At 63.8% G+C, this 26,173-nt stretch carries 21 protein-coding genes and 3 pseudogenes; 14 read left to right on the plus strand and 10 right to left on the minus strand.

The genetic code is table 11. From position 1 onward, the window contains the following. The first annotated feature begins 190 nt into the window (after nucleotides 1-190). Nucleotides 191-1,225, plus strand: coding sequence for a class I SAM-dependent methyltransferase (locus tag X738_RS77600; RefSeq protein WP_023803578.1), 1,035 nt, complete (start codon nucleotides 191-193; stop codon nucleotides 1,223-1,225). 39 nt (nucleotides 1,226-1,264) lie between these two features. On the opposite strand, the pseudogene X738_RS77605 reads toward X738_RS77600, so the two are convergent. Next, nucleotides 1,265-2,258, minus strand: a pseudogene (locus X738_RS77605) (sugar kinase). A 210-nt stretch (nucleotides 2,259-2,468) separates the two neighbouring features. Between X738_RS77605 and X738_RS77610 the strand changes: the two are divergent. Continuing rightward, nucleotides 2,469-2,918: a FixH family protein gene (locus X738_RS77610; protein ID WP_023803581.1), complete on the plus strand. Its 450-nt coding sequence runs from the start codon at nucleotides 2,469-2,471 to the stop codon at nucleotides 2,916-2,918. A 13-nt stretch (nucleotides 2,919-2,931) separates the two neighbouring features. Further along, on the plus strand, nucleotides 2,932-4,134 hold the full coding sequence (locus X738_RS77615; RefSeq protein ID WP_023803582.1) for a cytochrome-c peroxidase: 1,203 nt from the start codon (nucleotides 2,932-2,934) through the stop codon (nucleotides 4,132-4,134). A 218-nt stretch (nucleotides 4,135-4,352) separates the two neighbouring features. On the opposite strand, the gene X738_RS77620 is transcribed toward X738_RS77615, so the two are convergent. Continuing rightward, the gene (locus tag X738_RS77620) at nucleotides 4,353-4,805 is read right to left on the minus strand and encodes an Lrp/AsnC family transcriptional regulator (protein WP_023803583.1); all 453 of its coding nucleotides are present in this window, start codon (nucleotides 4,803-4,805) and stop codon (nucleotides 4,353-4,355) included. A 162-nt stretch (nucleotides 4,806-4,967) separates the two neighbouring features. Here X738_RS77620 and putA point away from each other — a divergent pair, with 162 nt between their 5' ends. Continuing rightward, the gene (gene putA, locus X738_RS77625; protein ID WP_023803584.1) at nucleotides 4,968-8,579 is read left to right on the plus strand and encodes a bifunctional proline dehydrogenase/L-glutamate gamma-semialdehyde dehydrogenase PutA; all 3,612 of its coding nucleotides are present in this window, start codon (nucleotides 4,968-4,970) and stop codon (nucleotides 8,577-8,579) included. Nucleotides 8,580-8,745: 166 nt separating this feature from the next. On the opposite strand, the gene X738_RS77630 is transcribed toward putA, so the two are convergent. From X738_RS77630 to X738_RS77645, 4 genes and pseudogenes are all read right to left on the minus strand, one after another. Further along, a complete protein-coding gene (locus X738_RS77630) occupies nucleotides 8,746-9,060 on the minus strand; it encodes an antibiotic biosynthesis monooxygenase family protein (protein WP_023803585.1) in 315 nt (104 codons plus the stop codon). A gap of 68 nt (nucleotides 9,061-9,128) precedes the next feature. Next, entirely contained in the window at nucleotides 9,129-9,974 is an 846-nt protein-coding gene (locus X738_RS77635) for an energy transducer TonB family protein (protein WP_245277858.1), read from the minus strand. A 236-nt stretch (nucleotides 9,975-10,210) separates the two neighbouring features. After that, a complete protein-coding gene (locus X738_RS77640; protein WP_023803587.1) occupies nucleotides 10,211-10,654 on the minus strand; it encodes a hypothetical protein in 444 nt (147 codons plus the stop codon). A 5-nt stretch (nucleotides 10,655-10,659) separates the two neighbouring features. Next, nucleotides 10,660-12,914: pseudogene (locus X738_RS77645) on the minus strand (TonB-dependent hemoglobin/transferrin/lactoferrin family receptor). Nucleotides 12,915-13,118: 204 nt separating this feature from the next. Here X738_RS77645 and hemP point away from each other — a divergent pair. From hemP to X738_RS77670, 5 genes and pseudogenes are all read left to right on the plus strand, one after another. Then, nucleotides 13,119-13,340, plus strand: coding sequence for a hemin uptake protein HemP (gene hemP, locus X738_RS77650; protein WP_023803590.1), 222 nt, complete (start codon nucleotides 13,119-13,121; stop codon nucleotides 13,338-13,340). Between the two features lie 11 nt (nucleotides 13,341-13,351). After that, on the plus strand, nucleotides 13,352-14,431 hold the full coding sequence (locus X738_RS77655; RefSeq protein ID WP_023803591.1) for a hemin-degrading factor: 1,080 nt from the start codon (nucleotides 13,352-13,354) through the stop codon (nucleotides 14,429-14,431). A gap of 78 nt (nucleotides 14,432-14,509) precedes the next feature. Next, entirely contained in the window at nucleotides 14,510-15,346 is an 837-nt protein-coding gene (locus X738_RS77660; RefSeq protein ID WP_023803592.1) for a heme/hemin ABC transporter substrate-binding protein, read from the plus strand. 11 nt (nucleotides 15,347-15,357) lie between these two features. Beyond that, entirely contained in the window at nucleotides 15,358-16,458 is a 1,101-nt protein-coding gene (locus tag X738_RS77665) for a FecCD family ABC transporter permease (protein ID WP_023803593.1), read from the plus strand. 25 nt (nucleotides 16,459-16,483) lie between these two features. Beyond that, nucleotides 16,484-17,271: pseudogene (locus X738_RS77670) on the plus strand (heme ABC transporter ATP-binding protein). 264 nt (nucleotides 17,272-17,535) lie between these two features. Here X738_RS77670 and rirA read toward each other — a convergent pair. After that, nucleotides 17,536-17,997 carry an iron-responsive transcriptional regulator RirA gene (gene rirA / locus X738_RS77675; protein ID WP_023803595.1) on the minus strand — a complete coding sequence of 154 codons (462 nt, stop codon included), beginning with the start codon at nucleotides 17,995-17,997 and terminating at the stop codon, nucleotides 17,536-17,538. 198 nt (nucleotides 17,998-18,195) lie between these two features. On the opposite strand from rirA, the gene X738_RS77680 reads away from it, so the two are divergent. The 3 genes from X738_RS77680 to X738_RS77690 all read left to right on the plus strand — a co-directional run bounded on the left by X738_RS77680 (nucleotide 18,196) and on the right by X738_RS77690 (nucleotide 20,746). Beyond that, a complete protein-coding gene (locus X738_RS77680; RefSeq protein ID WP_023803596.1) occupies nucleotides 18,196-19,491 on the plus strand; it encodes a DUF445 domain-containing protein in 1,296 nt (431 codons plus the stop codon). 95 nt (nucleotides 19,492-19,586) lie between these two features. Continuing rightward, complete coding sequence (locus tag X738_RS77685; protein WP_023803597.1) at nucleotides 19,587-20,015, plus strand: phasin family protein; 429 nt, start codon at nucleotides 19,587-19,589, stop codon at nucleotides 20,013-20,015. 230 nt (nucleotides 20,016-20,245) lie between these two features. Further along, on the plus strand, nucleotides 20,246-20,746 hold the full coding sequence (locus X738_RS77690) for a MaoC family dehydratase (RefSeq protein WP_023803598.1): 501 nt from the start codon (nucleotides 20,246-20,248) through the stop codon (nucleotides 20,744-20,746). A 69-nt stretch (nucleotides 20,747-20,815) separates the two neighbouring features. Here the strand turns inward: X738_RS77690 and X738_RS77695 are convergent, their stop codons facing one another. Next, on the minus strand, nucleotides 20,816-22,219 hold the full coding sequence (locus X738_RS77695) for an aminotransferase-like domain-containing protein (protein ID WP_023803599.1): 1,404 nt from the start codon (nucleotides 22,217-22,219) through the stop codon (nucleotides 20,816-20,818). Between the two features lie 106 nt (nucleotides 22,220-22,325). Between X738_RS77695 and X738_RS77700 the strand changes: the two genes are divergently transcribed. Further along, entirely contained in the window at nucleotides 22,326-23,189 is an 864-nt protein-coding gene (locus tag X738_RS77700) for a DMT family transporter (RefSeq protein ID WP_023803600.1), read from the plus strand. Nucleotides 23,190-23,359: 170 nt separating this feature from the next. Here X738_RS77700 and X738_RS77705 read toward each other — a convergent pair whose 3' ends face one another. Both X738_RS77705 and maiA read right to left on the minus strand, forming a co-directional pair. Further along, nucleotides 23,360-24,400: a zinc-dependent alcohol dehydrogenase family protein gene (locus X738_RS77705; RefSeq protein WP_023803601.1), complete on the minus strand. Its 1,041-nt coding sequence runs from the start codon at nucleotides 24,398-24,400 to the stop codon at nucleotides 23,360-23,362. Nucleotides 24,401-24,572: 172 nt separating this feature from the next. Further along, entirely contained in the window at nucleotides 24,573-25,223 is a 651-nt protein-coding gene (gene maiA, locus X738_RS77710) for a maleylacetoacetate isomerase (protein ID WP_023803602.1), read from the minus strand. A gap of 157 nt (nucleotides 25,224-25,380) precedes the next feature. On the opposite strand from maiA, the gene X738_RS77715 reads away from it, so the two are divergent. After that, complete coding sequence (locus X738_RS77715) at nucleotides 25,381-26,064, plus strand: response regulator (RefSeq protein ID WP_023803603.1); 684 nt, start codon at nucleotides 25,381-25,383, stop codon at nucleotides 26,062-26,064. Nucleotides 26,065-26,173 lie beyond the last annotated feature (109 nt).

A 26,173-nucleotide genomic window follows, 5' to 3' on the forward strand; every position in this document is an offset into this window, starting at 1 on the left:
AATATGCAGTCGCGCATATAGGTTTGGGTTAACTCGTATCTGGAATCCGACCCGCAAGGCGTCCAAAAAACCAGCATGGTTGGCGGGAATTTAACGACACCGCTAAAATGCCTGACATGTGTCTTGGCAAAGATAAAATTTTACGCAATATGTAACGATATCTAGTTAAATGTGATTATGGAGTTCTGCGGTGGCAACCATCCTCGATGGCAAAAGTTTGATTACTGCCGAGATGATCGCCGCCAGTCTCCCTCAAAAAAAGCTCGAGCCTCATAGCGAAGCGTTCGAAACCGCTCGCGTCGAGCTTGCGCTCATTCTCCACACCACACACCAGCAAATCGAGCAACGAAAGGACCCCGCCGAGATCATTCGTCGTGTGACGTCGTACCTCAGCGCGACGCGTTCCAAGGTTCATCCCGACGTCTGGCAGGGATTGATACCGGTGGTGCAGAACCACCCGGTCCTGGAGTACTTTCTTGAGGATCCGCTCACGCGGTGGTCCCATGACAAGCCCAGAGGTTATTCCGGCGACGCGCAGTTGCTCGACTACATCTATTGCGATCCGCACGTGGCGGAGAGCGTGGCAAACGCCTCGGAGATCGGCAAGGCGCTCTACATGCATACCAAGGATGTGCCGTCGTCCATCGCGGCACGGGAACGGCGTGATCTTCTGACCCGCTATGTCGATAAGATTGCGACCAGGAATGGACCGCAAACCGAGGTCCTGGCGATTGCGGCCGGCCATTTAAGGGAGGCCAATCGCTCGGCCGCATTACAGGAGGGCCGTCTCAAGCGCTGGGTTGCACTCGATCAGGACCCTCAGAGCGTTGGATTGATCACGCGCGACTTCCAGGGCACTGCGGTAGAGGCCATCGACGGCTCGGTGCGAACCATGCTCACGCGGGGCCACAAGCTTGGCAAGTTCGACTTCATCTACGCCTCCGGCCTTTACGACTACCTTGCGCACAACGTCGCCGTGAAGCTCACGAAAACCTGCCTGCAGATGTTGAAGCCGAACGGGACCTTCCTGTTTGCGAACTACGCAGAAGGCAACCCTGACGCCGGGTATTGGGAGACGTTCATGAACTGGGTGTTGCTGCTGCGGTCGGAGGCCGATATGTGGAACATCATCAATGCCAGCGTCGATCGAAACACCGTCGAGGCGCAGGTGTTCTTTGGCGAGAACCGCAACGTCCTGTACGGCGTCATCGAAAAGCGCGGATAGCGAGCGCCTGGGCTGCGAGCTTGTCGGCGGTTGTCGGTTCTAATCCCCGAACGCTGCCCTTAACGTCTCGAATGGCGCCAGCGCGCCACGCACCTGGACGACGGCGGCGGCGACGCGATGCGCGCGCAACACGGCCTCGGTTGGGGCATCGCCGGCAAGCCGGGCGGCGAGATAGGCGCCATTGAAGGAATCGCCGGCGCCGGTCGTATCGACGGGGGCGGCGACATGCACGGCCGGAACCGGTTGCAGGGTGCCGTCTGCGGCGATCAGCGCCGGCTCCTCGCCGTTCTTGACAACGACTTCGCCGACCAGCTTTCGCAGCCTTTCCGCGGTTTTCTGCGGCGCTGCGTCGCCGAACAGCATCTGCTCGTCGGGAAAGGTCGGCAGCGCGATGTCAGAGACTGCCAGCGCATCGAGGATCGCGGTCTGTGCTTCCTCGCGCCGGCGCCACAGCCGCGGCCGATAATTGGGATCGAAGGCGACAACCGTTCCGGCGGCGCGCGCCTTGGCCACCGCCGCCAAAAGTGTCTTGCGCGCGGCGTCGTCCAGAATTGCCAAAGTGATTCCGGAAAAGTAAACAAGCGCCTGATTTTCAAGATTTTTCGCCAAAGCGGCCGCGTCGGATGCAAGCTGTCTCGCGGCTGCGTCGCCGCGCCAGTAGGTGAAGGAGCGTTCGGCGCCGGTCAGCGTGATTGCATAGAGGCCAGGCCGGGCGCCTGGTATAGTCGGGCTGGCGCCGATGCCGATNGGCGCCGGTCAGCGTGATTGCATAGAGGCCAGGCCGGGCGCCTGGTATAGTCGGGCTGGCGCCGATGCCGATGCCGTTTTGCGCGAAGAAATCGCTCTGGTCGCGCGAGAACGGGTCGTCGCCGAACGCCGACACATAGGTCGCTGGCCGGTCACCGCTCAGCGCATGCAGCGCCCACAGCGTATTGAACGTGTCGCCGGCAAAGCCCATGCGCCAGTTCGGCCCGGCTTGGCCTGAAAGCTCGAGCATGCATTCACCGATCGAAGCGACGCCGTTTCCTGCCATGTACTCTCTCTCCTGGTGCATGTCGCCCACAGCCTGCGCGGCGGTTTTGGGATCACGACATGCACAAACCAAAGACCCGGTGCTGTAGCTTTTTGCGAGCGGCAGCGCCATGCTTGGCGGCAGAGGATTTTTGCGCCAGCGGCGTTTTCTCAACTAAGCGGCGGGACGCAAATCTACCCAGCGGGCGTTATATCCGGAAGAGGAAACGGTTTGGCATCGTTATGGCGCAACGTTCTGGCAGGTGTTGGTCTGGCTGCCTTGCTGGCCGGCATTCTCGCCGCCGTCTATGTGACCGCGCCGCAAGCGCCTCGGCTCGCCGGCTCCGAGATTGCCCGTTCGAAAGAGACGGCGAACGGCCTGTTCGTAGCCAGTTTCGAGCCGGAGCGGGGCGTTGTCCGTCAAGGCGAGCTGCAATCCTGGCTGCTGACCCTGAAGACAAATGCGGGCACCCCGGTGGAGGGCGCTGCGATCTCGATATCCGGCGGCATGCCGCAGCACAGGCACGGTCTGCCAACCAGCCCGCATGCGACCGATTATCTGGGCGATGGCCGCTATCGCATCGGCGGGGTGAAATTCACAATGAGCGGATTGTGGCAACTGCATTTCGCCATTTCCGCGGCGGCCGGATCCGACACGGTGGTCTTCAATGTGTTGCTCTGAGCGCTGGAGCAAGATGAACCGCTTTCCGCGACTTTTCGCGCTGCTGGCGATGGCTGTGCTTGCCGGCTGCGGCAAGCCTGAGTTTTCCGATGCCGAAAAGAAGACCATCGCCTCGCTGGCGCTGTCAGCCCTGCCGCCGCTGAAAACCGACACCACCAACCGCTTCGCCGACGTGCCGGCTGCCGCCGCGCTCGGCGCGACGCTGTTTTTCGACCCCGGGATGAGCGGCGACGGCAAGGTTTCCTGCTCGACCTGCCACAAGATCGACCGGCAGTTCCAGGACGATCTGCCGCGAGCGGTCGGTGTCGGCCGCACCAACCGGCGCACCATGCCGCTGGCCGGCGTTGTACATGACGCATGGTTCTTCTGGGACGGGCGGCGCGACAGTCTCTGGGCGCAGGCGCTGGCGCCGCTGGAAAATCCGCTGGAGCAGGCCGGCAACCGCGCCGCCTACGCGCATTATATCAAGGCGCGATTCGGCGAGCGCTACGAGCGCATCTTCGGGCCGCTGCCAGACCTTTCAAATGTGCCGGCCAATGCCAGTCCGCTCGGCGGCGATGCCGAGAAGGCTGCCTGGAATGCCATGTCCGATGCGCAAGCCGAGGACGTCAACCGCGTCTTCGCCAATATCGGCAAGGCGATCGCCGCCTTCGAGCGATCGATCGCGCCACCGCAGACGCGCTTCGACCGGTTCGCCGCCGCTTTGGATACCCGTATACAGGCGCCGCAAGGCGGCGATGCCTTGTCGCCCGAAGAAATCCTCGGGCTAAAGCTGTTCATCGGCAGGGCCAATTGCGTGACCTGCCATAACGGGCCGCGTTTTACGGACGGCGGTTTTCACAACACCGGCGTGCCGTCGGTGCCGAACCTGCCGCCGGATCGCGGCCGCATAGACGCGGTACGCCAAGTCGAGGCCGATCCGTTCAACTGTTTCGGCGCGTTTCGCGATGGTGGCGCCAGCGCCTGCGGCGAGCTGCGCTTCATGGTCAAGGCCGGGCCGGAACTCGTCCGCGCCTACAAGACGCCGTCGCTGCGCGGCGCCGCCACCCGTGCGCCCTACATGCATGCCGGGCAGTTTTCCTCGCTCGAGGAGGTTGTGGCGCATTATTCGAAGGCGCCTGCTAGTGTCGAGGGTGTATCCGAGATCCACCCGCTGCAGCTTTCGGACCGCGAGCGCGCGGCACTGGTGGCGTTCTTGAAGACGCTGGCGGAGTGAGGGACCAGCTGCTCGGTAGCGATCCTTCGCGCCCCCCTCTGTCCTGCCGGACATCTCCCCCACGAGTGGGGAGATTGGCTGCCCCTCGGCTTTCGCCAATTTTCAACATTCAAGAAAAGGGGCACTGTCGCCGAAGCCGCCGATCTCCCCCAAGTGGGGAGATGTCCGGCAGGACAGAGGGGGCGCTGTCCCGCCGACGTCAATGCATCAGCGCTTTACTACCGGTCCTTGACCGTCTCCATCGCCACGAAGGTCGAGGTCTGGGCGACGTGGGGCAGAGCGGAGATGCGCTCGCCAAGCACGCGGCGGTAGGCGGCGATGTCGGTGGTGCGGACCTTCAGCAGATAGTCGAAGCTCGACGCCATCATGTGGCATTGCTCGATCTCCGGCACCGCTTGCACGGCGCGGTTGAAGGCGTCGAGCGCGGCCGAGCGGGTGTCCGACAGTTTCACCTGGACGAAGGCGACATGGCCTTCGCCCATCCGCTCACGGTCGACGATCGCCTGGTAGCCTCGGATGATGCCGTCCTTTTCCAGCCGCTTGACCCGCGCCTGCACCGGCGTCTTCGACAGGCCGACCTTTGCCGCGAGTTCCGACATCGAAAGCCGGCCGTCGCTGCCCAGCGCCGAAAGGATGTTCCTGTCGATGCGGTCCAATTGGTCTTCTGTCATCAAATATCTGGTCAAATTGGAGGAAATCCGCCCAAATGATAGATCAATCGACCTCTCCTGTCGATTTCTTTGGACCGATCGAAACCACGCTTTGTGCTAGCTTGCGTCATTCGGTCCGGTGACCGCCGGACCGCTCACTGATGCTCGCTCCACAGGACCGTCATGCCAGCGCTCGAAGCCATCCGCCAGCAGATCCGTGCCAATTACTTGCCTGACGAAGACGAGGCCGTGAAGCGGTTGGCCGAGGCGACGGGCCTTTCGACGAAAGAGCGCAAGGCAATCTCGGCCCGCGCCGCCGATCTGGTGCGGGCGGTGCGCGGCTCGTCCGATCCGCGGCTGATGGAAGTCTTTTTGTCCGCTTACGGCCTGTCCACCAAGGAGGGCGTCGCGCTGATGTGCCTGGCCGAAGCGCTGCTGCGGGTGCCGGACACCGAGACGATGGACGACCTCATCGCCGACAAGATCGCGCCGCACGACTGGTCGGCGCATTCGGGCGGCTCGAGCTCGATCTTCGTCAATGCGTCGACCTGGGCGCTGATGCTGACCGGCCGGGTGCTCGATGAAGGCGAGGACGGCATCGAAGGCACACTGCGCGCCATGGTGCGCCGGCTGGGCGAGCCGGTCATCCGCAGGGCGGTCGCCGCCGCCATGCGCGAAATGGGCGAGCAGTTCGTGCTCGGCCGCACGATTGCCGAGGCCGTCAAGCGCGGCCGGCCGATGACCCAGAAAGGCTATCTCTATTCCTTCGACATGCTGGGCGAAGCGGCTCGCACCGAGGCCGACGCACTGCGCTATCTCAAGGCCTATGCCGACGCCATCTCGTCGCTCGATGCCGGCGCCAACGGCCCCGACATCCGCCAGAATCACGGCATCTCGGTCAAGCTGTCGGCGCTGCATCCGCGCTACGAGGCGACGCAGAAGGAAAAGATGCTGCCTGTGATGGCCGAGCGGCTTTTGTCGCTGGCGCTGGCGGCGCGCCATTCGCGCATGGGCCTCAACATCGACGCCGAGGAGGCCGACCGCCTCGACCTGTCGCTCGAAATCACCGAGCGGGTGCTGGCCGAGCCGGAGCTTGCCGGCTGGAACGGCTTTGGCGTCGTCGTCCAGGCCTACGGTCCGCGCGCCGCCTTCGTCATCGACTGGCTCTATGCACTGGCGAAGAAGCACGACCGCACCATCATGGTGCGGCTGGTCAAGGGCGCTTATTGGGACACCGAGATCAAGCGGGCGCAGGCGCTTGGGCTCGACGGCTATCCGGTCTTCACACGCAAGTCCAACACCGATGTGTCCTACCTGGCCTGCGCGAAAAAGCTGCTGTCGATGACCGACCGCATCTATCCGCAATTCGCCACCCACAACGCCCACACCGTCGCCGCCGTCCTGTCGATGGCCGGCGATCGCGACTCCTTCGAGTTCCAGCGCCTGCACGGCATGGGCGAGGCACTGCACGAGACGGTGCGGCGGGCCGAGGGCACGCGCTGCCGCATCTATGCCCCGGTCGGCGCGCATTCCGACCTACTTGCCTATCTGGTCCGCCGGCTGCTCGAAAACGGCGCCAACTCCTCCTTCGTCCACCAACTCACCGACGAGGAGGTCGAGCCGGAGGATATTGCTCGCGACCCGCTCGAAACCGTCGAGAAACAGAGGCCGGCCGCCAATCCGGCGATTCCCAGCCCGTCGGCGATCTTCGGTGCTGCCCGCCGCAATTCGAAGGGGTTCGACATCACCGATCCGGTGACGCTGGCCGCGATCGACAAGGCCAGGGCTGAATTCGCCGGGCCGGACCGCTGGCACGCCAGGCCGATCACCCGTGCCGCCGGCTACGGCAATCAGCGTCCGGTGGTCAATCCGGCAAAGCCCGAGGAAGTGGTCGGCACGGTCAGCGAGGCTACCGCCAAACAGGTTGCGACCGCCATGCGCATCGCCATGGAGGCGCAACCGGCCTGGGCGAAGCGCGCCGTCGCCGAGCGCGCCGCCATCCTCAACCGCGCGGCCGACCTCTATGAGGCCAACGCCATCGAATTCTTCGCGCTCGCCACACGCGAGGCCGGCAAATCCCTGGCCGACGGCGTCGCTGAGGTGCGCGAGGCGGTCGATTTCCTGCGCTATTACGCGATCGAGGCGGCCAATGCCGAAACGGGAACCGAGGCGCGCGGCGTGATCGCGTGCATCTCGCCATGGAATTTTCCGCTCGCCATCTTCACCGGCCAGATTGCGGCAGCACTCGTCACCGGCAATTCGGTCATCGCCAAGCCGGCCGAGCAAACGCCGCTGATTGCCTTCCGCGCGGTCGAATTGCTGCGCGAAGCCGGCGTGCCGGAAGACGTCATCCAGCTTCTGCCCGGCGACGGCCCCTCGGTCGGCGGCCCGCTGACCGCCGATCCGCGCATTGCCGGCGTCTGCTTCACCGGCTCGACCGACGTCGCCAAGCTGATCGAAAAGCAGCTGGCCGAGACTGCCGCGCCCGACGCCATGCTGATCGCCGAGACCGGCGGGTTGAATGCGATGATCGTCGATTCCACTGCGCTGCCCGAGCAGGCGGTGCGCGACATCCTGGCCTCGGCCTTCCAGAGCGCCGGCCAGCGCTGCTCGGCGCTGCGCGTGCTCTACGTGCAGAAGGACGTCGAGAAGAAGATGCTGGACATGCTGAAAGGCGCGATGGAAGCGCTCAGCCTCGGCGATCCCTGGCGGATCTCGACCGATGTCGGGCCAGTCATCGACGAGGAGGCACAAAAATCGATCCGCGACTATTGCACTGAGATGGGCCTGCAAGGCCGGCTGATCGCCAAGCTCGAAGCGCCGAAGGATGGCCGCTTCGTGGCGCCGCATGTCTTTCGGGTCAAGGGCATCGAGGACATCGAGCGCGAGGTGTTCGGGCCGGTGCTGCATGTCGCCAGCTTCGACGCCGACGATATCGACGGGGTCATCGCCGCGATCAACCGCAAGGGTTATGGCCTGACCTTCGGCCTGCACACCCGCATCGAAGGCCGCGCCCAGCATTTCGTCGACGGCATCCATGCCGGCAACATCTATGTCAACCGCAACCAGATCGGCGCCGTGGTCGGCTCTCAGCCGTTCGGCGGCGAAGGACTTTCCGGCACCGGGCCGAAGGCCGGCGGGCCGCACTATCTCAGGCGGTTCCGCAAGGGGCCGCAGGCAGGCACGCCTGTTCTTGACGGCCACAAGGTGACGGCGACCGAACTCGCCGACAATCTGCCAGACCCGGCGCTCGGCGGCTGGTCGACGCGGGCGGACCGCGTTGCCGTGCTGAGGAAGCATTTGCGCGGCAAGGGTGCCGCGGCCATCGGTGCTGCCGCAAGCATCGATTTCGGCCAGGTCGATTTGCCCGGGCCGACCGGCGAGGCCAACACGCTGTCGCTGTCGCCGCGCGGCCGCGTGCTGTGCCTGGGACCGGACGCCGACACGCTGCTTGCCCAGACCATCCAGGCGCTCGCCGCCGGCAATGCGGTGCTGGCCGTCGCGCCGGGTGCGCCGGCAGCACTTTCATCACTGACCGGCAAAGGCCTGCCGCTGGCGGCCATCGACGGCCGGCCCGACCCGGTCGAGGCACGCGCGCTGCGTGTCGACGTCGTTGCCTTTTCCGGCACGCCCGAGGCCGCTCGCATCGTGCGCAAGGTGATCGCCGACCGCGCCGGCCCGATCGTGCCGCTGGTCAGCGAAGTGCTCAACCCGGCCGCCTATGCGCATGAGCGCGCCGTCTGCGTCGACACCACGGCTGCCGGCGGCAATGCCAGCCTGCTGGCCGCGGCGTAAGGGACGGCCGGGGCTTTCCTGCATTCCCACGATTGGCGAAGGCCGAGATGACGGCCGATCTCCCCCACAAGGGGGGAGATTGGCAGCTTCGCCGACGGCGCCCTATTTCGTCAGGCGCCGATCGTTCGGCAAAAGCCCAAGGGAACCATGGGTCGCCTGAGACTACTCACGCGCCCTCGACGACCGAAAAGCCCTCGAACTGCGGATGGCCGAGATAGTGCACCTTGGTGGAGCCGGCGTTGCGGTGCGCGGCGCGGAAGTTCTCGGATTTGGTCCAGGCGACGAAATCCTCATGGCTCGCCCACACGGTGTGCGAGGCAAACAGCGTGTAGCCTTCGGCCTCGTTGACCGGACCGCGCAGCAGATGAAATTCTTTAAAGCCTTTCATCTCCGAAAGACTTGAATCACGGTTCTTCCAGACGTCCTCGAAGGCCTCCTCGGAGCCATTCTGGACCTTGAAGCGATTCATGGCGATGTACATTGGCCGTCCTTTCGTGACTGCAGATCATGATGCGTGTTGGAATGCCTGAAACGATGAGGCGCAGGCTGTTAAAATGGACCAATCCGCGCTTTAAACACCCAGCTTGACTTGCCGGTTTCGGTTGGAATGGGAGGGAAAGGCGCTTGCTTGCGCACCAGTGTCAAAGCGAATTGATCAAGCTCCGCAGAACCTGAGCTTTCGGCAAGCTGTATATCGCTGATGCTGCCGTCGGCCATGACAACGAAAACGACCCTGGCATTGTTGCGAGCGCTCGCCTGTATCGCTTTCGAAACATGACGGTTGGCGCGGGCAAGCTTCTTCTGGACTTCACCGCTGTAGCCGGATTCGATCGCGTTGCCTGCCGCTGCCTGCTCCTTGCCCTTGCTGGAAGTCACCGCGTTGCTTTCCTCGCCATCCGCCCCGCCGCGGGGATTGTTCGTCTCGCCGGCTCCGCCAAGACCTGGTGTCGCGCTTGGCCTTGCGGTCGGGATCGGCGGCGGTCCGATATCGGCAGGAGGGGCCTCGGTGCTTTCGGCCGGAGCAGCCGGCTCTGCCGGCGTTTCGATCTTCGGAACCACGCTCTGCTCGTCCAGCCGTGGGGTTTCGGCCATCAGCATGTCTGGCGTGGCAGTGGGTTGCTCGACAATCTGCGGCAAGGGCGGGGGTGGTTGCGCGGCCATTTCCCTAATGGGCCGGTCCCCGGTGGGCCGGTCGGCAGGCGACTCTGGCTTGATCTGGGGCTTGACCTCGGGCTTGGCCGGCCGCGGGTCGGGCACCAGGGTGACGTTCAACGCACCCTGACTATCCAAGGCGCTGCCGACCACGTTGGCGCCGGTTTGATCGGCGCCTTCCACCTCGATTGCGTCCCCGGCATCAAACGTGCCGGCAGGTGCGACGAGAAAAGCGGCCGCCACCGCCGCATGAAACAGGCAGGAGGCGACGATCGCCGCCGTCCATTTGCGGCTCATGGCTGACGGTCGGGCCGGCGCAAGCGGTCCGGTCGGCGCAATCGCCAGTTCGCCATCGGCGTCGGGGAGGGGACTGATGTTCTGCATGGCTCGCGGCGAGACCTGCCGCGACCGGCGCGGACTTGTCAAATCAACATCATTTGCGCCCAGCGGCAACAGGTCGGCCAGCGCGGGCTGCCTTCTCAGACCCCGAAGGCGATGCCGGTCTTGGTCTCGGTCTTCAGTCCACGCATGCAAGCGTCCGGCTGGATGCCGGTGCCGGCGCATTCAGTCGAGCTGTTAATCAGCACGCGGCTGACCTTGGCGCAGTCGGCGCCGGCAAGGTCGAAACGCGTCACCTTGGTCTTGCCCGCCGGCAGGTCCTTGAAGTCGAGCACCGTCAGCCGGTCGACGACGCCGGCCTCGTTGAACAGCGCGATCTCGAACGCTGCTTTCGAGAGGTCGGCGCCGAGCGTGTTGTTGACCACGAACGTCAGACGGCAGCCTTTTTCGGAGGCCTGCGCGCCATTGAGCTCAAGCGTGAGAGCTGGGGCCGGCGCAGACTGTTGCGCCCACGCCGGACCCATCGCAAGCGGCATGGCCAGCACCGAGGTCAGCAGGCGAAGCGATGCCGTCAAGCTTATCATTGTCGTCAGCCTCCAAATCGCATTGTCGCCGCCAGCTTCAGCGTGACGCCGGGCTCGTAGGCCGCGAAGACAGGCTCCGGAGGCTGGCCAGACGTGGTGATATTGAGCGGGTTGGCATATTTGACATCGAACAGGTTGTCGGCACGGAAATCAATCTTGAAATTGTCGCTCGCCTGGTAACTGGCAAAGACATTGACCAGCGTATAATCGTCGGCGATCGGATTGCCTTTCGGTTTGCCATTGTACTGCACTTCGCCACCAACGGTGAGCTTGTCCTCCAGGAATCGCAACCCAAGCTGTGCTGTGACCTGTGAGGACGGGATGGTAAGCAGTTCAGCCCGCTCGCCATCGTAGGAAATCGTGTGACCATCGATGATCGAAGCTGAGAGCCCGGCATAGCCCCATCCGGCATCATAGACACCTTCCATCTCGAAGCCGTTGATCTTGGCCTTGGCGAAATTCTGGTATTGGACGCAGATCGGGATGCCGGGGCCGAACGGGCAGCCGCTGGTCGGGTCGAATGCCGATAGCGTTACATCTGCTATGTAGTCTTCGACGTCGTTGTTGAAGTAGGCGGCCTTGAAACGAAACGCGTCGCCGGCTTCGAGGATGTCATCGCGCTTGTAGTTGATACCGAATTCGACGGTCTTGCCGGTTTCAGGCTTCAGATCGGGATTGGGGAGGAAGGGAAAGCTGACGCCTGCCGGATGGTTGCCGCTGATGAGGGTTTCCGACAGCGACGGAGAGCGATATCCCTCGGCATAGGTGCCGTAGAATTGCAGTCCCGCAAGGCTGGCGGTTTCGAACGGCGAGACGCCGACGGTGATGCGCGGCGACAGCCGGTCGCCGGAGGTTTCGCCGACATCGCTTTCGAGCTTGTAGCTGTCGTAACGCAGCCCGGCGATGATTTCGAGCCAGTCCCAGGTGAGCTTGTCCTGGATGTAGGCGCCGGAAACGCTTCTCTTGCCCGAAGGGGTATAGAAACTGGCGCCGCCTGCGGCGCCACCCGTCTCGACATCGTCGCCAACCCAGTCGCCGCCATAGGTCAGTTCGTGCGCAATGCCGGCGGTCTCGAACCGCGAGGTGTTCCAGATGTCGATGCCCGAAGTGCCGACATCGAAGGTCGACATCGAGCCCGCCGGCAGGACGATGGGAAGACCGGTGACTGGATCAAAGCGGTTTTGCGGAACCAGGCTCGTCATCTCCATGTTGGTCTTGTTGTAGGACGCGTTGACGTGGAGATCGAGCCAGCTCTTGTCTTCATCGGTGATGTTGTAGCGCGCCGTGAAGGTATTCGCCTCCAGGTCGACGTCATTCACCAGCGTGCCTCCGCCCACCTCGTTCCAGCCGTCGCTCGTGCCATTCCAGCCCAGCTTCAGTTCGCTGTTTTCGTTGGGGCGGATGGTTGTCTTCAGCAGACCGCTCAAAACGTCGAAGCCGGTGCCGTCGACCGTATCGCCGCCGCCATCCTTGTAGTCGTCGTAGTCGCGATAGACGATGTTGCCGAGGACATCCCAGTTTTCGTTTAAACGGTAGGCGCCGGCAGCGCTGGTCGTCCAGCCTTCGCCATTGCTCTCATAGCGCCCGGCCGCGGCCGCCGCCCATGTCTCGCCGTCGCGAAGATAGTCGTCCGCGTCCTTGGTCTCGAACAGGACGACGCCGCCAATGGCCCCGAGCCGTAGGTGTTGGCGACCGGGCCGCGAATGACGTCGACGGATTTGATGAGTTCCGGGTCGATATAGAAGGTCGATTGCGGGCCGTGGTCGGAGCGCTGGAAATTCTGCCGCGCACCGTCGACGATGACCGCGACGCGGCCGAAATCCTGCAAGCCACGGATGTTGATGCTGGAGGAGACGCGCCTTGCGTCGGCCTGGACCGCTACACCCGGCACACCCAACAGCATGTCGTTGGGCGTCGTCGCCATGCGGCGTTGCAATTGCTCCTGATCGACATGGCTGACCGAACCCAGGGAATCGATCGCCGTCTCGCCGGTGCGGCTGACGACCAGGATCTGGTCGAGCAGCGTTGCGCCTGCCGCGGCCGGCTGTTCAGGCGCCTGCGCCTGTTCGGCCTGCTGCCGATCTGTTGCAGTTTGGGCGGCCTGTTGAGCATTGGCCGACGGGGTAAGCAAAGCGATCGCCGCAGCGCCCGCCAGCAATGCCGCCATGCCCGTTGCCATCGATCGATGCGCCGGACCTCTATGCCCCGGGTCTGGGCTGCTATTCGCCAGACCCAGCCGTCCCCAATTCCCCAACCCCATGCCCAACTCCAAAAATCCTGGTTCGATGCTGGCCGGCTTGACGCGCCGGCATTTTTCGTCGTGTCCGGCTTCTTAATCTTGACTCATGTAGTCCGGTATTGCACTGACTAGTAAACATGAGTATTCAAGTCAAGAAATGAATCGGCATTTCACGCACCGCCGCGCCAGCCGACCAGGCCCGGCCCAGGAAAGGGATCGAACCAGATGAACACGCACAATCCCAAAGACTTTCGGCCCAATGACTTTCGCGATCGCGTCCGCCGTTCCGACGACAATTCGGCTCGTTTCGATCGGGTTGCGTTGACGGTGAGGACCCTGTCCAGCAACGCCTTGTTCCAGGGCGAGCACGAGATCGGCATCGAGCATCACGGAGCGCTCTACCGGCTAAAAATCACCCGCCAGGGCAAGCTCATCCTCAACAAGTAGGTAATAAAAATATGGACCAGCGCGTAAGGCCCGCGCCGCACGAGATCCGGCGGGCGCGGGCAGACAATCCGAAGACGCGCGAGCGCGATCTCGCCGCCCAGCTTGGCATTTCGGAGGCCGAGCTGGTCGCCGCGCATTGCGGCGACGGCGTCCTCCGCGTCGAGCCGCGCGTCAATGATCTTTTGACCGGCCTCGAGGCCGTCGGCGAGGTCATGGCGCTGACGCGCAATGAAAGCGCCGTGCACGAGAAGATCGGCGTCTACGACAAGGTCGTGACCGGCAACCACAATGCCATGGTGCTCGGCGAGAACATCGACCTGCGCATCTTCCCGAAAGCCTGGGCGCACGGCTTTGCCGTCGAAAAGCGCGACGGCGGCGATATCAGGCGCAGCCTGCAGTTCTTCGATGCGGCAGGCGAGGCGGTGCACAAGGTGCATCTGCGGCCGGCGTCGAACCTCTATGCCTATCAGAAGCTGGTGGCCGAGCTGGAATCGCCGAACCAGGAGTCGAGCGTCGCGATTTCAGAGGAAGGGTCGATTTCAGAAGGCGGGCCTGAAAGCGAGGCCGAGGCTTCCGCCGCTTCCGCTGACGTCGACGATCTGCGCGACCGCTGGAGCCGTCTGACCGACGTGCATCAGTTCTTCGGCATGCTGAAGACGCTGAAGCTCGACCGCCGCCAGGCGCTGCGCATGGTTGGCCAGGATTACGCCTGGCTGCTCGACCTCGATGCCGTCAGCGCCATGTTCCATCATGCGGCCGAGGGCGAGATGCCGATCATGTGCTTTGTCGGCAATCGCGGCTGCATCCAGATCCATTCGGGCCCGATCAAGTCGATCAAGCCGATGGGGCCGTGGATCAACGTCTTGGACGAGACCTTCCACCTGCATCTGCGGACCGACCGCATCCAAGAGGTCTGGGCCGTGCGCAAGCCGACCAAGGATGGCCATGTCACGTCTCTCGAAGCCTATGGCGCCGACGGCAAGATGATCATCCAGTTCTTCGGCAAGCGCCACGAAGGCGAAAGCGAGCGCGAGGAATGGCGGTTTCTGGCAGAGAACCTGCCGCGCATTCCAAGCCCGACCGCAGCCTAAGGACAACGACAATGGCTGCTTTGCTTAAACGGGCGCGTGTTTTTAGAATGGCGCTTGGGGCCACGATGTGCCTTTTGCGTGGCCTTTGCACTGCCGGCCCGCGCCGCCGAAGGCACGGAGGTTTTTGCGGACCCGTCGAAGATAGCGGCCATTGGCGGTTCGATCACCGAGATCGTCTTTGCGCTCGGCGAGCAGGACCGGCTGGTCGCTCGCGATTCGACCAGCCGTTATCCCGAAGCGGCGCTCAAGCTGCCTGACGTCGGCTACATGCGCCAGCTGTCGCCGGAAGGCGTCCTGTCGGTCAATCCGTCGGGCATCCTGGCGCTGCACGGCAGCGGGCCGAAGGAAACCGTCGACGTGCTGAAGAAGACGAGCATCCCGTTCATCGAGGTGCCCGAGCGCTACGACCACGAAGGCATTCTCGAAAAGATCCGCATCGTCGGCAAGGCGATTGGCGCAGACGCCAAGGCCGATGCGCTGGCAGCCGAGATCGATGCCAAGCTGAAGGCCGCCGAAAAGCAGACGTCCGCGATCAAGGACCGCAAGCGCGTCCTGTTCGTTCTGTCAATGCGGGGCGGCAAGATCCTCGCTTCCGGCGGCGACACCGCGGCCGACGGCATCATCAGACTTTCGGGCGGCGTCAATGCGATCGACGGCTATTCCGGCTACAAGCAACTGTCCGACGAGGCTGTCATCACCGCCAGGCCCGACGTGATCCTGATGATGAACAATGCCGGCCCCGGCGTATCGGACGATGAATTGTTCGCGCACCCGTCCATCCGGTCGACACCGGCGGGCGCGGCGCGCAAGGTGGTCCGCATGGATGGCGGTTATCTGCTCGGCTTCGGGCCGCGCACCGCCGACGTCATCCACGACCTTGCCGCCTCGCTTTATGGCGGGCAGGCCGCGGACTGAGCGGGCGCCCGATGGTGGATCAATCGATCGCTGGTTCGAGCACTATGGCGACAGCATCCGACGGCGACCGCTCTGGGCGCGCGCGCATCGTCATCCTGGCTTTGTTCCTCGGACTTGCCGTTGCCGTCCTGTTGTCGCTGACCTCAGGCGCATCCGATGCCTCGGCCGTCAGCGTCGTCGGCGACTGGCTGTTGGGTGCAGCACCCGGCAACGAGGCGCTGAGCGCGCGCGACCGCCTGATCGTCTACGATATCCGCCTGCCGCGCGTCACGCTCGGTGTGCTGATCGGCGCAGCACTGGCCGTCTCCGGCGCGGTGATGCAAGGGCTGTTCCGCAACCCGCTGGCAGACCCCGGTCTCATCGGCGTTTCGGCCGGAGCGAGCCTCGGCGCGGTGTCCGTCATCGTGCTTGGCGCCACAGTGCTGGCGCCGATAACTTCGATGCTGGGCACACTCGCTCTGCCGCTGGCGGCGTTCTGCGGCGGGCTGGCGACGACATTGGTGCTTTATCAGGTGGCCACCCGGCGCGGCCAAACCTCGGTCGCCACCATGCTGCTCGCCGGCATCGCGCTGGCGGCCCTTGCCATGGCGCTGACTGGTATCCTGATCTTCATGGCCGACGACCGGCAGTTGCGCGACCTGACTTTTTGGCAGCTCGGCTCGCTCGCCGGCGCGACCTGGCAAAAAATCGGCTCCGTTGGGCCTGTGATCGTGCTGGCGCTGGCGGCGATGCCGTTCGTGGCGCGCGGCCTCAACGCGCTGGCGCTGGGCGAAGCCACCGCCGGCCATCTCGGCATTCCGGTTCAGCGGCTGAAATACACGGCCATCATCGGCGTCTCGGCGGCGGTCGGGGCGTCTGTCGCCGTCAGCGGCGGCATCGGCTTTGTCGGCATCGTCGTGCCGCATCTGCTGCGCCTGGCCATCGGCCCGGACAATCGTTATCTGCTGCCGGCCTCGGCCCTGCTTGGCGCTTGCCTGCTGCTGCTAGCCGATGCCGTCGCCCGCACCATCGTGGCGCCGGCGGAACTGCCGATCGGAATCGTCACCGCGATCGCCGGCGCCCCGTTCTTCTTCTGGATCCTGCTGCGCAAGCGTGGGGTTATTGACCTATGAGAGGCGACCTGTGAGAGGGGTTTGCATGATCGAAGCGCGGGATGTCTCGGTAGCGATCGGCGGCAAGGGCATCGTCGCCAATGTCGATTTCGACATGCGGCCCGGTGAGATCGCGGCCATCGTCGGTCCCAACGGTTCGGGCAAGACGACCTTCCTGAGGGCGCTGTCCGGCGATCTTGCCTATTCGGGAGAGGTCACCATCAACGGTCGCGACCTGTCGGTGATGAAGCCGGTCGAGGCCGCATGCTGCGCGCCGTGCTGCCGCAGGCGACGACCCTGTCGTTTCCGTTCACGGTGCGCGAGATCGTCAGGCTCGGCCTGCTCGGCGGGCGCTCGGGCGCGCTGCCCGGCGAGGACGAGCGCCTGCCCGATCGGGCGCTGGCGCGCGTCGATCTCGACGGCTTTGCCGGCCGTTTCTACCGGGAGCTTTCGGGCGGCGAGCAGCAGCGCGTGCAGTTGGCCCGTGTGCTCTGCCAGGTCTGGGCGCCGGTCCTCGACGGCAAACCGCGCTATCTCTTCCTCGACGAGCCGGTTTCCAGCCTCGACATCAAGCACCAATTGATCATCATGAACATCGCCCGCGATTTCGCCAGGCGGGGCGGCGGCGTTGTCGCGATCCTGCATGACCTCAATTTGACGGCGATGTATGCCGACCGGATCTTCGTCATGCACCGCGGCAGGCTTGCCGCCACCGGCTCACCGCAGGACGTGCTGAGTGACGATCTGATCGAAAAAGTGTTCGATTGCCGGCTGAGGGTCGGCGTGCTGCCGGCCGGAGATATGCCGTTCGTGCTGCCGCAGTCAGCGGCTTAGGTCGGTCTGATAGTCAGCCGGGCTGCAACCAACGCGTTCCAACTTGCAGGGGTCGGCGCTGCCCCTCATCGCCCTGCCGGGCACTTCTCCCCGTATAGTGACGGGGAGAAGGGGCTGGCCGCAAAGCCGGCGCCCTTTTGCAACGCTGGCGATTGGCGAAATCATTGACGGGAGCCTCCCTCTCCCCGTCACTATACGGGGAGAGGATGCCGGCAGGCAGGTGAGGGGCAGCGCAAGCGCTGTTCGGCTATGGCTCGACCCGGATCAGGCGGCCGGCGCCCTTTGCACCAGCATGTCGATGCCGAGCAGGTGGCGCACGTTCGGGCGCGCTGCCACCATGTCGGCGATCGTATAGCGCTCGAGCACGGCGAAGAAGGCATTGAGCGCCTCGCGCAGCGACGAATTCAGTGCGCAACTGTCGACCAGCGGACATTCGGCAGCGTCGTTCTCGAAGCATTCAGCCATGGCGAAGCTCTCTTCGGTCACGCGCACGACGTCGAACAATGTGATCGATTCGGCCGCGCGGCCGAGCCTGACGCCGCCGTTCCTGCCGCGCACCGTCTCGACCAGACCATGCTCGACCAAAGGCTGCAGGATCTTGAAGAGAAAAAGTTCAGACACCGAGTAGGCGGCCGCAATCTCCGGGATGCGGCTCAGCCGGTCGGTATTCGCGGCGCAATACATCAGGATGCGCATGGCGTAGTTGGTCTGGCGTGTCAGCCGCATTGTGTCCTCACGAAGCAGTAGCTCAACCCTAATATGGCCTATACCTTGGAATAATTCCAGACAAGCACCGCATAATAGTTGAATATTTTTATCAGCTTTGTGTGGGCGGTCGTGCAAACCACGACCCTGATATGGCGCGCATTCGGGTGGGCGGATTACTAAGTTAACTCCGCGACATAGACCAGGAGCAGTTCATCCATGTCACAATCATCACCGGCTTGGGCGTCCGCCCGCTTCGATGCCGACGCGGAGGCCAAACTTTCGGCGCTTCGGCGCACAAAATTCGTCGCCACCGCAGCGCTCGCCCTCTGGGTGCTCATCTTTGCGGTGGCCAAGTCGTTCGAGGGCCACTATCCGTGGCTGGGTTTCATCGCTGCTTTCGCCGAGGCGGCGACGATCGGCGGGCTGGCCGACTGGTATGCGGTGGTGGCGCTGTTCAGACGGCCGCTCGGCCTGCCGATCCCGCACACCGCGATCATCCCGGAGAACCAGAACCGCATCGCCGACAATCTCGGCCGCTTCATCGAGGCCAATTTCCTGGCGCCCGAGCCGGTGCGCGAAAAGCTTGCCGAGGTCGATTTTTCCGCGCTCGTCGCCGACTGGCTGGCCGACCCCAACCGCGCCGCCGATCTGTCGCATTTCGTCGGCCGGCTGGTGCCGCAGACACTGGCGGCCGTCGAGCAATCCGGCCTGCGCGGCTTCGTCAGCAGCCGCATTCTGGAGCAGATCGAAAAGGTGCCGCTGGCGCCGCTCGCCGCCGAGTTGCTGTCGGCGCTGACCGACGACCGCCGCCACCAAAGGCTGTTCGACGAATTCACCAAGGTCGTCGGCCGTTTCCTGAGCGACGAGCAGGCGCTGGCGACGATGCGCGAGAAGATCCGCGAGGAACTGCCGTCGCTGTTCAACCTGTTTCGCGCCGACACCTATCTGCTGAAGAAGATCGTCGCCTCCGCCGGTTCGTTGCTCGACGAGGTGCGGGCCGATCCCGATCACCCGATGCGCGCCGAATTCGACCGTTTTGTCCTGAGCTTCGTCGAGCGGCTGAGGACGTCTAAGCAATATGCCAAGCGCGCCGAGAAACTGAAGCGCGATTTCCTCGCCCGGCCGGAGCTGAAGGCGCTGGCCGACGACATGTGGGAAAGCCTCAGTGTGTTCATCGAGCAGGACGCCAAGGCGCCGAATTCGATGATTCGCGCCCATCTCGCCAGCATGTTCGTCGAGGTCGGCCGCCATCTTGCCGGCGACGCCCAGATCAGGGCCGACATGAACCAGGGGTTTATCGTTGCGCTGTCGTCGTTCGTCGAAAGCCAGAAGAGCGGCGTCTCGAAATTCATCGCCGATCAGGTCAAGCGCTGGGACCTTGCGCAACTGACCAGGCTGATCGAAATGAACATCGGCAGGGACCTGCAATATATCCGCTTCAACGGCATGGTCATCGGCGGCCTGGCCGGCGTCGTGCTGCACACTTTGGAACGGCTGTTCCTCGTCGGCTGAGGCGCGATGTGTGCGCGGCCGAATGGACCGCGAAGCTCCGCTGTTCTATTGTTTCTCTTCAGCTGCCGAATTCGCAGCAACAGAGGAAAACCACCATGGCAAAGCGACCGGAATCCGACACCTTCATCGACATGTTCGGCAGGTTCGGCCGCGACCTGAAGCTGCCGAACGTCGATGTCGAGGCGATCCTCAGCCATCATCGAAAGAACCTCGAAGCACTGGAAAAGTCGGCCAGGGCAAGTGCTGCCGGAGCGTCGTCGCTGCTCTCCAGACAACGCGAGATGCTGCAGGACACGCTGCACGAGATCGCCGACATGGCACAGGACTACAGGGCGCCGGGCGATCCTCGGGAGCTGATGGCCAAGCAAACGGCGTTCGCCAGGAAATCCTTCGAAACCGCATTGAAGAATGCCGGCGAGGTGGCCGAGCTGGCCAGGAAATCCGGCACCGAATCGGTCGAGATCCTGCGCGAGCGCATCAAGGAGGCGATGGAGGAAATCCGCAGCGGCTACGACAAGAAGTAGGCTGTTTCCCAAGCCGCTGGACTTTTCTGTCGTCATCCCGGCTGGCGAAAGCCTTGGTGTTGGTCCCGCCGAGGCGCACAAAGTTCCTCTTGCTCGATAATCCTGTTGCCAGCTCTACACCGGCACTGGCGCGATCCGGCCGAGGATATCGCGGCGGAACACACTGAGCGAATTGACAGAGGCGGCCGGTTCGTGGTCCGGAGGCAGGGCAAGCGATCGGGAAAGCAGGAATGACGCAAATACGGCTGAGGCCGCCGCCGACCTACGAACAGCTCAGGACGATGACAGGGCAGGAGCTTGGCGTGTCGGACTGGACGACGGTCGACCAGAGCCGCATCGACCAGTTCGCCGAATGCACTGGCGACCGCCAATGGATCCATGTCGATCCAGAGCGGGCGAAGCGGCAGAGCCCGTTCCGCGCCACCATCGCGCATGGCTATCTGACGCTGTCGATCATCGGCGCGCTGGCGCTCGACATGGGCATCGTGCCGGAAAACACGCAAGCCGTCTTCAATTATGGTTTTGACAAGGTGCGGTTCCTGGCGCCGGTCAGGGCCGGCGCGCGCATCAGGCTGCGGATCACGCTGTTGTCCATGGAGGACAAGGGCCCCGGCCAGTATCTGATGAAGGCGGTCAACATCGTCGAGATCGAAGGTGAGAAGAAGCCGGCGCTGACCGCCGAAACGCTGGTCATGCTCTATGAGCGGCGGCGCAGGCGGGCGGGGCCGTGAGGGGCGAAACGCCATCTTGCCTTCTCCCACAAGGGGGCCCACAAGGGGAGAAGGGACAGTGCGGGAAAATCAACGCGACATCGCCTCTTCAAGCGTCCTGAAAATTCTCTCATCCGCCGACTGCGCGACGTTGAAGCGCAGGAAACGGCTGGCGGTTTGGGACAGGCTGAACGCATTGCCGGGCGCCAGCACGACATTGGCCGACAAGGCGCGGCGGGCTATTTCCGCTGCATCGACGCCTTCCGGCAGTCTGCACCACAAGAACATGCCGGTCGGCTGGTCGATCCACGGCATGATGCCGATCGCCTTCAGGCGGCTGCCTGTCTCAGCCATGGCGCGTGAAAGCCGCGTGCGCAGCAAATCGACGTGCTTGCGATAGCTGCCGTCCTTCAGCAGCGTCAGCACCAGTTCGGAGGCAAGCCTGCCGCTGCCGAAGGACGTGGCGATCTTGAGGTCGGTCAGCCCTTCCATCCAGTCGCGCGGAGCCGCGATGAAGCCGCAGCGCACCGACGCCGAAAGCGTCTTGGAGAAGCTGCCGATATGGACGACGCGGCCAAGACCGTCGAACGCCGCCAGCCTGGGTGCCGGGGTGTGTTCGAAGTCGGCAAAGATATCGTCTTCGATGATCGTCAGATCCGATTGGTCGACGAGCTTGAGCAATCGGTGGGCGACGACCGGCGACAGAATTGCACCCGTTGGATTGTGAAGCGCGGAATTGGTGATGTAGAGGCGCGGCCGGTGCTCGATCAGCGCCTGCGCGAACAGCTCGATATCCGGTCCCGACGGCGTATAGGGAACGCCGACCACCTTGGCCCGATGAGCGCGCAACAGGGCATGGAAGTTGAAATAGCAGGGGTCGTCCACCAGCACCGTGTCGCCCGGTTCGAGCAGGAACCGGCACAGGAGGTCGATGGCCTGGGTGCCCGATTCCGTCAGCATGATCTGGTCGGGAGACGCCTCGATGCCGTGCTCTGCCATGCGCCGGGCGAGCAGATGACGCAGCGGCGGCAGCCCGAGCGGAGTGCCGTAATCGGTCAGCGTGACATCATCGCCGCGTGCCATTGTCCGTAGCGCCCGGCGCAATCCGGCCTCCGGCATCCACGCGGCCGGCAGCCAGCCGCAACCGGGTTTGAGCACGCCGTCGCCGGCTTCCAGCGACTGGCGCGAAACCCAGAGCGGATCGACGGCACGGTCAAGCCTGGGGCCGATCTCGGCCAGCGACAAGGGAGCCAACGGTCCGGCGGCATAAAAGCCCGAACCTGGACGCGAGCGGATGATGCCTTCTGCGGCAAGACGCTCATAGGCTTCGACCACTGTGGATTTCGAAACCTGCATGGTTTTCGCGAAAGCCCGGATCGAAGGCAATCGTGTTCCCGGTGTCAGGCTGCGCGCGGCGATCCTGTGCCTGATCGTCGCCATGACGCTTTCGACAAGCGTCCCGCTGCCCACATTTGCCGTCGTCTGCTCGTCCATCCGTACTGCTCAATCTACCATGACAGTTTTGTCGAACTGTACCTCATTGTCTCTGGCGGCGCCATAGGTCCGGCCCGATAGAGGGCGAGAACATCAGGGGCATGCGATGGACAAGACGGCGGGCGGCTGGATCAACGGATTCGTAGGAGTACTGATTTTCAGCGGATCGCTTCCGGCAACGCGGGTTGCGGTGATGGATTTCGATCCGGCCTTCCTGACCGTCGCCCGCGCTGCCACGGCAGGCATCCTCGGCCTGGCGCTTCTGCTCGTCTTTCGCCAGAAGCGTCCGGAACGGCAGGATCTGTTGTCGCTGACCATCGTGGCGCTCGGCGTCGTGGTCGGCTTTCCGCTGCTGACCGCGCTGGCGCTCAAGCACGTCACCTCGGCCCATTCCATCATCTTCATCGGCCTGTTGCCGCTGGCGACCGCGATCTTCGGCGTCATTCGCGGCGGCGATCGCCCCAAACCGGCCTTCTGGCTGTTTTCATGCCTTGGCAGCGCCCTGGTTGCCGGATTTGCGGTGACCCAAAGTGTCTCGGCCTCGCCGCTTGGCGACATGCTGATGCTGGCGGCAATCATCGTGTGCGGACTGGGCTATGCGGAAGGCGCCACGCTGTCGCGCAAACTTGGTGGCTGGCAGGTGATCTCATGGGCGCTGGTGTTGTCACTGCCGGTCATGCTGGCGCTGACGCTCATCACCATGCCACCGTCGCTCGAAAACGTCGGCAAGGCCGCCTGGATCGGCCTGGCCTATGTCTCGCTGTTCAGCATGCTGATTGGTTTTGTGTTCTGGTATCGCGGGCTGGCTCAAGGCGGCATCGCCGCCGTCGGGCAGTTGCAGCTTCTGCAGTCTTTCTTCGGCCTCGGGCTAGCGGCAATGCTGCTGCACGAGCAAGTCAGCCCCGCCATGATCGCCGTCACCGCCGCCGTCGTGCTCTGCGTGGTCGGTGCGAAGAAATATGCGCGGTAGGCGGCGGCCTTTCTTCCTTCTCCCCTTGTGGGAGAAGGTGGATTGGCGCGCAGCGCCAAGACGGAAGAGGGGTGCTGGCCGGAGTGCTGTTGGTGCCAAGCTGGAGCACCCCTCATCCGGCCGCTTCGCGGCCCCCTTCTCCCACAAGGGGAGAAGGGGGAGCCGCACGGCTAGAACTTCGTCACCACGCCGATGCCGATGCCTTCGAAGCCGCCCATCGCCATCAAGGCCGCGGGCGCCTCATCGAGGCTGATCCGCTTGCCGACCAGCAATTCGGGTTTCAGCTTGCCGGTGCGGATCATCTCCATCATCGCCTGGTAGCGGTAGGCTTGCATGCCGTGGCTGCCGAGGATTTCGAGCTCGAAGGCGATCACCTTGTCCATCGGGATCTGCGGCCTGGCGTGATCGCCAAGCATCAACCCGACCTGCACATGGCGGCCGCGCCGGCGCAGGTTCGCGATCGAGTTGAACGAGGTCGTCGGATGGCCGAGCGCGTCCATCGACATGTGCGCGCCGCCATTGGTGATCTGCTTGACCGCCTTGACCACGTTCGGCGTCCTGGCGGCATTGATCGTCGCCACCGCGCCGATTTTTTTGGCGAAGTCCAGCTTCTCGTCGGTCAGGTCGATGGCGATCACGTTGGCGCCCATGGCGCTGGCGATCATGATCGCCGACAGGCCGACGCCGCCGCAGCCATGCACGGCCACCCATTCGCCTGGTGTCACCCGGCCCTGGTCGACAATGGCGCGGAACGAGGTGACGAAGCGGCAGCCAAGGCTGGCGGCGGTGGCGAATTCCATCACGTCCGGCAAGCGGACCAGATTGGTGTCGGCATGGTCGATGGCGACATATTCGGCGAACGAGCCCCAGCCGGTGAAGCCGGGCTGGGTCTGGTGCTCGCAGACCTGATGGTTGCCGGAGCTGCATTCGAAGCAGCGGCCGCAGCCGACGGCGAACGGCACGGTGACGCGCTCGCCGGTCTTCCAGCGAGTCACCTGACTGCCGGCGGCCACCACGACGCCGGCAAGCTCGTGGCCCGGCACATGCGGCAGACGGATGCCGTCGTCGTGGCCCATCCAGCCATGCCAGTCGCTGCGGCAGAGCCCGGTCGCCTCGACCTTGATGACAACGCCGCCCGGTGCTGGCTCCGGATCGGCAACAGTCTGGATCGTCGGCACCTCGCCGAATTTTTCGAAGACAACGGCTTTCATCGGCAATTCCTCATTAGGATGTGTTGATATTCAGGTGATGCCGGCCTGCGAACGGCGGTTTCCTGCGCTTCCGGTGCTCACGTACCCAAAAGTACGCTCCGCTCCGGTTCTCGGAAACCACCATTCTCGGCTCGGCCTGACCTGAATCTCAAACACCCTAATCCAACTTGCTCTACTCGGCATCGATCTGGTTCTCCGGCGCGGCCTTTTGGAAGGCCGGCAGCGCCATGCAGGCGGCGTGGATGCGTGTGACCGTCGGGTAGGGCGCTATGTCGACGCCGAAACGGGCGTTGCTGGTGACCTGCGCGGCCAGGCAGATGTCGGCCAGCCCCGGCGTGTCACCATGGCAGAACGTTTTTGTTTCAGGCGATGAAACAAGAATCTTTTCAAGCGGCTGGAAACCTTCGTTCACCCAGTGCCGGAACCAGTTGGCGACGTCCTCGTCGCCGGCGCCGAACAGCGTGCGCAGCGACGTCAGCACGCGCAGGTTGTTCACCGGATGGATGTCGCAGGCGATCATCTGCGCCAGCATCCTGACGCGGGCCCGGCCAGGCGCGTCCTGTGGCAAAAGAGGCGGTTCGGGCCTGGTCTCGTCGAGAAATTCGATGATCGCCAGCGATTGCGTCAGCAGCGTGCCATCGCCCAGGATCAGCGCCGGCACCAGTCCTTGCGGATTGACCGAGAGATAGGCTGGCTCGAGATGCTCGCCGTGGCGCAGATGATGCGGCACATATTGGTAGGTCAGGCCCTTCATCTCCAGCGCGATCCGCACCCGGTAGGAGGTGGAGGAGCGGTAGTAGTTATGCAGGATGAGGTCGCTCATCCCTGCACATTCGGCCGATTTGGACGACCGGGCAAGGCGTGGTGGTCCTGAAATTGCCATCTCCGCCCTTCAGCCAGGGATGGCGATGTACTATTTGCCAATAATCTGGCCATGGTCGCTGGGCTATTCTATCCTGCCCTGAACTGAAACGAACGCCATGACCGCAGTCAACGATCGCGCCCGGTTTCTGATCATCGACGACCACCCGCTGTTTCGCGAGGCGCTGCACAGCGCTGTGCAAATGGCCTATCCGGACGTCGACACTGTCGAGGCGCGCTCGATCACCGAGGCGTTCGAGCTCCTGGCGGACGCCAAGCCGTTCGATCTGGCGCTGCTCGACCTCAGCATGCCCGACGTGCACGGCTTCGACGGACTGCTGCAGCTTCGGACCCGCTATCCGCGCCTGCCGGTGGTCATCGTTTCGGGGCATGAGGAGCCCAAGATCATTTCCGAGGCGCTGTCCTATGGGGCGGCCGGCTTCATCCCGAAATCGGCGCGCAAGAGCGACCTGGCCGCCGCCATCCGCTCGGTGATGGAAGGCGCGATCTACGTGCCCGAAACCTATGAGGGCCAGCCGCCGGACGCCGACAGCACCGACCGTGCCGAGATGGTGCAGCGGCTTGCCAAACTGACGCCGCAGCAATTGCGGGTGCTGCAGATGCTGCGCCAGGGCCTGCTCAACAAGCAGATCGCCTACGAGCTGCAGGTCGGCGAAACCACCGTCAAGGCGCATGTCTCCGAGATCCTGCGCAAGCTCAACGTCTACAGCCGGACGCAAGCCGTCATCGAGGTTTCGAAGCTCGACAGCGCCGAGCTGTTTCGCGGCCAGGCGGGGTTTTAAGGCGCACCCGTTAGGGTGAATAAACCGTCACCGAGAACTTACCTTTTCCGGCCAAGGACGGGAATCACGGTGACAGTGCACCATTTTCCTGTCGCTCGCGGTCTTCTGC

The organism is Mesorhizobium sp. L48C026A00, assembly GCF_000502375.1.
Taxonomy (GTDB): domain Bacteria; phylum Pseudomonadota; class Alphaproteobacteria; order Rhizobiales; family Rhizobiaceae; genus Mesorhizobium; species Mesorhizobium muleiense.